Annotated in this window: 8 protein-coding genes; 1 reads left to right on the forward strand and 7 read right to left on the reverse strand. The window is 47.1% G+C overall.

The window, feature by feature from the left end; all coding sequences use genetic code 11:
- Nucleotides 1-502, forward strand: a 502-nt coding sequence (locus tag IQ260_RS23105; RefSeq protein WP_193995440.1) for a response regulator, incomplete at its 5' end; no start/stop codon positions are given.
- 19 nt (nt 503-521) lie between these two features.
- Here IQ260_RS23105 and IQ260_RS23110 read toward each other — a convergent pair.
- From IQ260_RS23110 to kaiC, 7 genes are all read right to left on the reverse strand, one after another.
- Nucleotides 522-1,748 (reverse strand): ATP-binding response regulator, encoded by a 1,227-nt coding sequence (locus IQ260_RS23110; RefSeq protein ID WP_193995441.1) that lies wholly within the window; start codon nt 1,746-1,748, stop codon nt 522-524.
- A gap of 31 nt (nt 1,749-1,779) precedes the next feature.
- A complete protein-coding gene (locus IQ260_RS23115) occupies nt 1,780-2,223 on the reverse strand; it encodes a response regulator (protein ID WP_322745028.1) in 444 nt (147 codons plus the stop codon).
- A 647-nt stretch (nt 2,224-2,870) separates the two neighbouring features.
- Nucleotides 2,871-3,176 carry a DUF1830 domain-containing protein gene (locus IQ260_RS23120; RefSeq protein ID WP_193995443.1) on the reverse strand — a complete coding sequence of 102 codons (306 nt, stop codon included), beginning with the start codon at nt 3,174-3,176 and terminating at the stop codon, nt 2,871-2,873.
- A 425-nt stretch (nt 3,177-3,601) separates the two neighbouring features.
- On the reverse strand, nt 3,602-5,410 hold the full coding sequence (locus IQ260_RS23125) for a hybrid sensor histidine kinase/response regulator (protein ID WP_228016365.1): 1,809 nt from the start codon (nt 5,408-5,410) through the stop codon (nt 3,602-3,604).
- A gap of 29 nt (nt 5,411-5,439) precedes the next feature.
- Nucleotides 5,440-5,697 (reverse strand): hypothetical protein, encoded by a 258-nt coding sequence (locus IQ260_RS23130; RefSeq protein WP_193995445.1) that lies wholly within the window; start codon nt 5,695-5,697, stop codon nt 5,440-5,442.
- Between the two features lie 330 nt (nt 5,698-6,027).
- Nucleotides 6,028-7,119, reverse strand: a complete 1,092-nt coding sequence (locus tag IQ260_RS23135; RefSeq protein ID WP_228016366.1) for a PAS domain-containing sensor histidine kinase — start codon at nt 7,117-7,119, stop codon at nt 6,028-6,030.
- 25 nt (nt 7,120-7,144) lie between these two features.
- The coding region (gene kaiC, locus IQ260_RS23140) for a circadian clock protein KaiC (RefSeq protein ID WP_193995447.1) at nt 7,145-8,284 on the reverse strand (1,140 nt) is incomplete at its 5' end.

The following is an 8,284-nucleotide window of genomic DNA, read 5'->3' on the forward strand; positions in this document are numbered from 1 at the left end:
CCCCAGGACAACTCCACCACCGCCCATTTCTGCAAAACCGGCTGAGCCCCCAGCTGTCTCAATGACTGTCGCAACCTCACCCCAGCCTGAGGTGAGGTTATCGAGCGATAATACAGGTGGCCCTTTGATCGCCTGTATTGATGACAGTCCGGTACTTGCCCATAGCCTCAAAAAAATCTTATCAACCGGTGGGTACCGTACCTTGATTATTCAAGAACCGATGCAGGGGTTTTCGCAATTGATTGAGCATATGCCCAGTCTAATCCTGCTTGACGTGATGTTGCCCCATGCTGATGGCTACAGCATTTGTCGATTTCTCAGGGACACACCTGTCTTTAAACATACGCCGATTATTATTTTGACAGGCCGGAGTAAGCCCGTTGACCGTGCCCGTGCAAGTATGGCCGGTGCCACTGAGTTTTTGGTTAAACCGCCTGAACCGAAAGAGCTGTTGACTATGATCGGCAAACATCTTAACAAGGGTGAAAAGATGTCTGGCTGAGAAAGCTGCCTGCCCCCTACTATCTTGAGATTGGCAGCTGAACAGTTACGGTGGTACCTTCATCGACAATACTATCCAGCGTGATCCGACCGTCACACAGATCGACAAGAGCTTTGACAATGGTTAATCCCAGGCCGGCTCCGCGTAAATCCTGAACATTACTCGCTCGATAGAACGCATCAAAGATCTGACTTTGTTCAGCAACCGGAATCCCCTGGCCCTGATCGCTGACTTGAATTTTGACCCATCGGGTACTGCATTGCAGCGTAACGTCAACAGAGGTGGATGAGTCAGAATACCTGACTGCATTGGTTAATAGCTGGACTAAAATCTGTTCTGTTGTCCTCTGATCTAAGCAAACCGCTGTGCAGTCTCCTAATACATTTAGCGTTAGGCTAGGGGCAATCGTCGTCTGTATCTGAGAAATAACGGTTTGACCGAGGTGTTGAAGATTGATTGGCTGAATTGGGGCAAGGGATGTCTGGGAGTGGGCTTGTTTCAACGTTAGGGCGTTATCGATCAGCCGCATCAGTTGCTGAACGGCGGCTTCAATGCGTTGCAGGTGAGACAGATACTGGCCATCTTCTAGCTGCTGCTCATAGGTCTTTAAAGTACTGGTTGCCAGTAAGATCACCGTGGCCGGGCTGCGACACTCCTGGGAGAGGGTAGCGATTAGCTGTTGCCGCAGGGTATTAAGATCCAGGGTTTGTGCTGAGAGAGCCTGAATCGTGGCGGTGGCTGATTCTAGTCGCTGGATATCGGTTTGAAGCTGTTGTCGTTCGGCGGTGAGAGGAGCTTGCGATCGCACCCCCGCCACATCTGCAGTATGGTGCTTTACCCGCGCAATCGCCCGATGAATCGTTTGCCCCAGGGTGATGTCATCCATGTGGTCCTTGGCAAGATAGTCCTGGGCTCCCAGCTCAATCACCTTGGTAGCCAGGGCATTTTCATCAAAATAGCTGGAGACAATGACGGGGATACCCTGACTTTGGGCACAAATTTTAGCCGCCGTACTCACCCCCCGACTATCAGGCAGCACCAGATCGACAATGATGGCATCAAAGCTGGCCTGATGCAGTTTCTCTAACCCAACTTCTAAAGATTCCGCCCAGGTAACCTGATACAGATGGCTACGATCAGCTTTAAGATAGGCCAAAGCCAGGTCTCGATCCCCCTGATCATCTTCGATTAAGAGGATGTTCAACGGTTCAACGGTTGATTTTCTTTGGGGGGTAATTACAGTCATAGGGGGCAACGGAGAGCAAAGAGGGGGGGCACTAATGGGGAGGAAGTTTAACAATGGTGAACCAGAAATCTTCTAGCACCTGAACAATACGCATGAACTCTGCCATGCCAACAGGTTTCTGTACGTAGCAATTAACTCCCAGCGCATAGGAGCGCAGAATGTCTTCTTCAGTGTCAGAGGTGGTTAAGACAATTACGGGGATATGCTTAAGCGCTGAGTCTTCTTTGATTTCTTGAAGCACTTCTCGCCCATCTTTACGGGGCAGATTGAGATCGAGCAGCACCAGATCCGGCGTCACGGTACTACCATAGTTAGCCTGTCGTCTTAGGTAAGACAGCGCCTGAATACCGTCTTGAACAACGTTGAGATTTACGGTGATTTTGGAATCCAGCATGGCTTCACGAGTGAGTTCAATGTCACCGACATCGTCCTCAACCAGCAAAATTTCAATGGGACGGCCTGATGAACTATTCACAGACACCCTTAACCCGGATAAGTCCCAGCTGCAGATCTATTTTCACCCTTTTACTCCATAAACAGACAAATATCACGCCATCAATCAAAAGCAGCACGTCATAAGAACAAAGCAATGCCTGAACCCATGTGAGAGCTGCAAAAATTATTGAAAGTAGCAAGTAAAATGCTGGCCAGCGCTTTGGGGAAAAACGGAAGACTATGTCTAATCTTCCTCTATTAAAACGTGGGAAACATTTGTAATAAACGATTCCCATTAAATCTATTAACTTTTGTTAAGAATAACACATAGATCATGCAACTATGTGTTCCTAATAATTTTTTTTAGATTTTACAAAAGCTATTGCCATCTAGGCCTTTTGTAACCCAAGTCAAAAAGATAGCTGGGCTATGCACAAATTTATAGACTCAAATCTAAATTAAAAACAAATCTATCAGACGGCCAAAAAATTAGGTTAATGTGCTGTTTTTGGTTTAAAAAAAGGAAATTGAGCATGCTTAGCAACCGCATGCTCGCCGTCTTGACTTAATTCTCTGCTAAAGGCATAGGTGTGACTTAGAAACTAGCCACTTTTACCAGCAGAGCGATGATAAAAAAGTTGATAGCTATCATCGTGGTCATTAGAGACCATTCACAGTGCTTCATTGTTACCTGGCTATCGTTTGGTGGGCGCTGTTTTTGACGGGCAACTCTAAATACTCGGCGCAGCGGAGACTTGTACAGGGAATACGATCAGCCAAAATGGTTGTTACCATCTCGCAGGTATGGATTTCTAAAAGTGCCTCTGGAAAGGCCTGGAAAACAAGCTGTTGACCAGGAAAAACAACGCGCTCAAAATACCAGTTGGGAATATTGGTAATTCGAACCACCTGTAATCCGGCAGTGGAATTAAGGTAACCGCAGGTGATGCGTCCAGAAACGTTTGCTGGTAAAGGGTCTATCGCATTTTTCATAACGTGTATTTTTAAAGGGGTTTTAAAGGGTTTAAAGTTTTATCGTTTTTTATGAGGGTGATTTGCCCCCTACATCTGGCCTAGGAGCATTTCAACCGCAAAAGCCAAACGGCCAGGGCCGAGTCAAACCAATGAAAAACTCTGTCATTGCTGACTTATTTATCAATACTCCTTAACTTAAGTTAGTACTTTTCGCATATGTATACAGCTATTTACAGGGTTGTCTTTAGATTTAAGTTTGCCAGATTGCTCTGTCTGTGCGGGTTTAGCAGAAGGATTCTATGGATCTGTGGCGGCATGACAGTGTTTGTGCCATCTAAAATCAACTGTTTCCATCGTTTCTCAGGCAAAGTGATAACTGCATTTTCAAAAGGTCGAAACTTTGTCAAGTCATAATCCTAAAGAAAATATTAAATTTTCGACTTCTAAGTCTGATGAGTTGGCTCCTTTCCTGCGCCAGAGGGTGACGGCAGCGTAAACCAAAATGTCGCTCCGTGATGGGGTGTGGACGTTATGCCGATTTCTCCCCCGTGGCGTTCGATAATTTTTTTGCAGATGGCTAACCCGATGCCAGTACCCGAATATTCGCTCTGGGTATGGAGACGCTGAAACAGGATAAAGATGCGATCGCAAAATTCGGCTGCAATACCAATCCCATTATCTTGCACCGTGAGTCGCCAGTCGGTGCCCCGATCTTCAGCCGTAATCGTGATGCGAGGTGGGCAATCATCACGGCTGTACTTCAGGGCATTATCGAGTAAATTCTTAAAAACCTGCTCAATTTGTAAGGCATCTACGGATAGAACCGGCAGTACGTTAGCGCTCACAACAGCCTGCTTCTGATGAATTGTTTCACTTAAGGTTTCTAAGGTCCGACTCAATACTTGATTAAGATCGGTGGGTGCTTTACCCAGAGTCTGTTTCCCCCAGCGGGAGTAAGCCAGTAGGTCATTGATCAGCGTTTGCATTCTGACGGCACCGTCAGTAACGTAGTGAATATAGCGATCGGCGGTCTCATCCAGCTGCCCCTGATACCGTTTAGCCAACAGCTCAGCAAAACTTTTTACCTTGCGCAGGGGCTCTCGTAAATCGTGGGATGCAATATAGGCAAACTGTTCCAGGTCTTGATTGGAGACCCTGAGGGATTCATTTAATCTGCATAACTCTGCATTGGCCTGTTTTAGAGCCGCTGTCCGAGCCTGCACCGTGGCTTCTAGCCGCTGATTGCTCAGGTGCATTTGTTGATAGAGCTCTGCCTGCTGAATGGCGATGGATAGCTGGGCTGCCAATTGCTCTAGTAGCTGTGTCTCTAGCCGTTGCCACTGTCGGGCACTCGTACAATGATGGGCAATGAGTAAACCCCACAGAATGCTCTCGTCATGCCCCTCAACATCGGCTAGCGCAAGAGTCTCATCTGATGGGTGGGGAGATGAGATAGCAATGGGAATAACTAAATTAGCTCGAACTTGAAGCCGCGCTAATAAATCGTGATGACACGACTCTAGATCAGCGGTATTAATGTCCTCAATAGCGGTTGTTTCACCTTGTAAGTATTTTTGATTCCAACCACCCGCTAGACAGGGTTCATGAATTACCTTGCCCAGAATAGACATCCATCCGGGCTGAAGCGCTTCGACTTCGACTACACCGTCACCATTGGGTAAAAATCGGTAAATGATGACGCGATCGCAGTGCAAAAGCTGTTTAACCTCAACCACAGCCCGCTGCAGAATATCTTGTAGGTTAAGACTTTGCCGAATCCGCAGTGCAATATCTCGAATTAGCGTTTGTTGAGCTTCATAGGTGGACAGCTGTATCTGCAGTTTTGACTGTCTCAGGGCTGTGCGCACCGCAAATTGCAAAACCTCAGCCGTGAGTTGTTGCTTGACGATATAGTCTTGAGCCCCTAGTCGTAGCGCCTGGGTTGCCATCTGTTCATCACCTAACCCCGTCAGCATCAGAACTGGCATAGCCATCGACTGCTGTTTTATCTGCCTCAGGATATCTACACCCGTCATATCAGGCAGGTAAAAGTCAAGCAAAACTAGGTTACAACCCGACTGCATCTGTAGCTGATCTAGCTGCTGTATGCCCTCTTCCCCAGACTCTGCTTCCAGGATGCGATAGGTAGCTTTGGGATCTTGATTCAAAAAACGCCGAAAAATATCCCTGTCTTCCGGTGAGTCATCAATGATTAATACGGTTGGAATTGTCTGTGAGGGGGTGTAGTCCATGTCCCCATTATCAACCACACCCTCACCAACTACATGGCCTGCTCGAGACAAATCTCTTGAATTAAAGCAGAGCGCTCCATCAAATATTGCTGCACTTGGGAGCGTTCCTGTGGGGACAGAATAACTCGACTATCAATTTTTTTGAGCAAGAGCCGCATCCGATCCCTCTCCCCCTTTCTCCGTAAATGGGCAGCCGGAGTTTCCTCAACGACTGACCAGATCAATCTCAGCAGGCTCGTATCCATACGCCCATCCCTCAAAAAGAGAACTTGAGAACTTTCATCCATCGTTAGACTACCATGGCTTCTTTATATTTGCTTAAGAATTCCTCCAGTTACGCTATTTGGCTTAAAACGTTATGACCTGGACTGTAGCTGTCAATTTTCCTGATAGCGCTAGGGAATTCAGCCAATTCAATTTGGCATTTAAGATACCGCCCGAAAAAAATGAGACACCAGGTCAAGAAGAATCTAAAGAAAACATTAAATTTACGATTCTCATAAAAGTAAACGATATATTCAAGGGCTTGGGTTAAATACTTAATAGCTAAATTCAGACCAAATCTTTGCTCAAACTCGATTCCCCACCCAAGCATGGAATCAGGGGGTCACTGTCTGCTAAGGCTGTAGAGGTAGTGTGAAATAAAACATTGATCCTGCATTCGGAGTGCTTTTTGCCCAAATGTGCCCCCCATGGCGATGGATAATCCGTTGTACTGTTGCCAGCCCAATGCCGTTGCCCTCAAACGTCTTAGCCGATGGCAATCGACGAAATGGCCGAAATAAGTCATCAATATCGGCCATGTTGAAGCCAATGCCATTGTCCTGAAGCATAAAAAGACCATAGTTGAGCTGTTTAGCCGCCTCTGGCATTGATTTCGGCTGTTGTGACGCTGACAGCTGACAAAACTGAATTTCAGGTGTTTCCTGAGTTTTGGTGTACTTCCAAGCATTTTCCAACAGGTTATCCAAAGCGACCCTCAATAATCGCTTATCAACATATACCTTTGTGCTGGACGCTTTAGACATCCGGACAGTGCGGTATCCATACACCAGTTGGAGCTGTTCTGTCAGCTCTTTCACTAAGTCATGAATGCGCAGCCAGGAGCAGGCCATTTCCATCTGGCTAATGCGCGAAAATTGGAGCAAGCCCTCGATAGAGGCCCTGGTTTGCTCGCTAATAGTCTGAATTTGTTGGGCTTGGGCTTTGCCCTGATCGCTCATGCTAGACTGCTCACCCTGTAATAACGCCTGATTGAGTTGTCCAATGCGGCGCATCTGATTCCATAGGTCATGGGACACCATATGGGAAAAAACCTCTAACTCACTGACAGCAGACTGCAGCGCATCTGAGCGGGCTTTGAGATCTGTTTCTAAGGCTTTGCGTTCAGTAATGTCCCTCAGGGAAATCAGAAAAGCGGGCTGTTGATCCCAAACAATTTTGACCGTGCGTAGCTCTGCCACCAAAGGTTTTTGAGTATGGGACTGAACATCCACTTCCACCTTTTCGTCAGTCATCAACGGAAAGCCCAGAGGTTCTCCCAGCAAATCTTTTCCAGATCGACCTAGGAGGACTTCAGCCGCCGGGTTCACAAACTGCATGATCCCCTGCTCATCCACCACCAGCATCCCATCCGCATTTTTGTGAATGAGGGTAAAAAACTGATCAGAGGCTATAGATTCAGGTGTCAAGGTGCTCAGGCTCCCCATAGTGTCCTCAACTAAAAGTATGCACCTACGATCCACTATCTTGGAAAAGTTCACCCATGCGATCGATTTCAACTTGATTTAGATAGACTGGATTGCCGGTTAAGATACCAGTGACATTTCGAAAAGGACGACCAATGTGCATGCCTTGATGATCGATGGTAAATTCTCGAATATCTTTATCATGCATTGATCCCCGCATTTTTAAGACCGTTAGCCCCCGGCGCACTTCGCCATACATTTCGACATATCGCAACAAAATAATCGAATCGGTAATGGTCGAAATATGGGCTTCTGTAATGGATGTACCTCCCACTAGGCTAGGTGTGGTTGATGTAAATAGTCCCGCTACCTCACTTTGTTTAATGTGAGAGGTCAAACTAATAATAAACTCTCGAAAACTCCGCAGGGTGGAGACTCTTTCTAACGCTGACAAACTGTCAATGGCCACCCGGTTAGGCTTAAAAGAATCCATATCTTCTTTTATTTTGACCATGTGGTCTTCTAAGCCGGTGGTTTCAGGATAGCGACACACCACCTTGAGTTTTCCATCGCGCTCCATCTGTTCATAGTCGACGCCCCAGCCTGTGGCATTGCGAAAGAGCTGGTCGCGACTTTCTTCAAAGGCAAAGAGTAGGCAGCGTTCATCATTGGCCACGCCCCCAGCCATAAACTCAGTCACCATCAGCGTCTTGCCCGTTCCTGTTGCCCCCGACACCAGAAGAATTGAATCTCGAAAAAAGCCACCGCCACAAATGCGGTCTAGCTCAGCACTGCCTGAGGTAATGCGTACATTAGACGAACGCTGCTCTAGCTCAATCGCCGAGAGGGGAATGATAATAATGCCCTGACCCCGCAGTACCGTAAACGGAAACTCACCCTTTTGGTGGCCGGTACCCCGATATTTCAAGACCTCGATGGTGCGTCGGCGTTTTTCTTCAGCCAGGACATTTCTCAAAATGACCACATTATCAGCCACAAATTCTTCCACACCAAAGCGACTGATATCGCCATAATCCTGAGTGCGCTCAGCCGTCAAAATCGCTGTAATATCCATATTACGCAGGGCAGAAGCCGCACTAAAGAGATCGGAGCGGACCTGTCCGGCATCGGGCAGATGGCTAAAAATAGCCCCTAGCGAATCCATGGAAATCCGTTGCGCTTTGCT

The sequence above is a fragment of the Leptolyngbya cf. ectocarpi LEGE 11479 genome (genome assembly GCF_015207065.1).
Lineage (GTDB): Bacteria > Cyanobacteriota > Cyanobacteriia > Phormidesmidales > Phormidesmidaceae > Leptothoe > Leptothoe ectocarpi.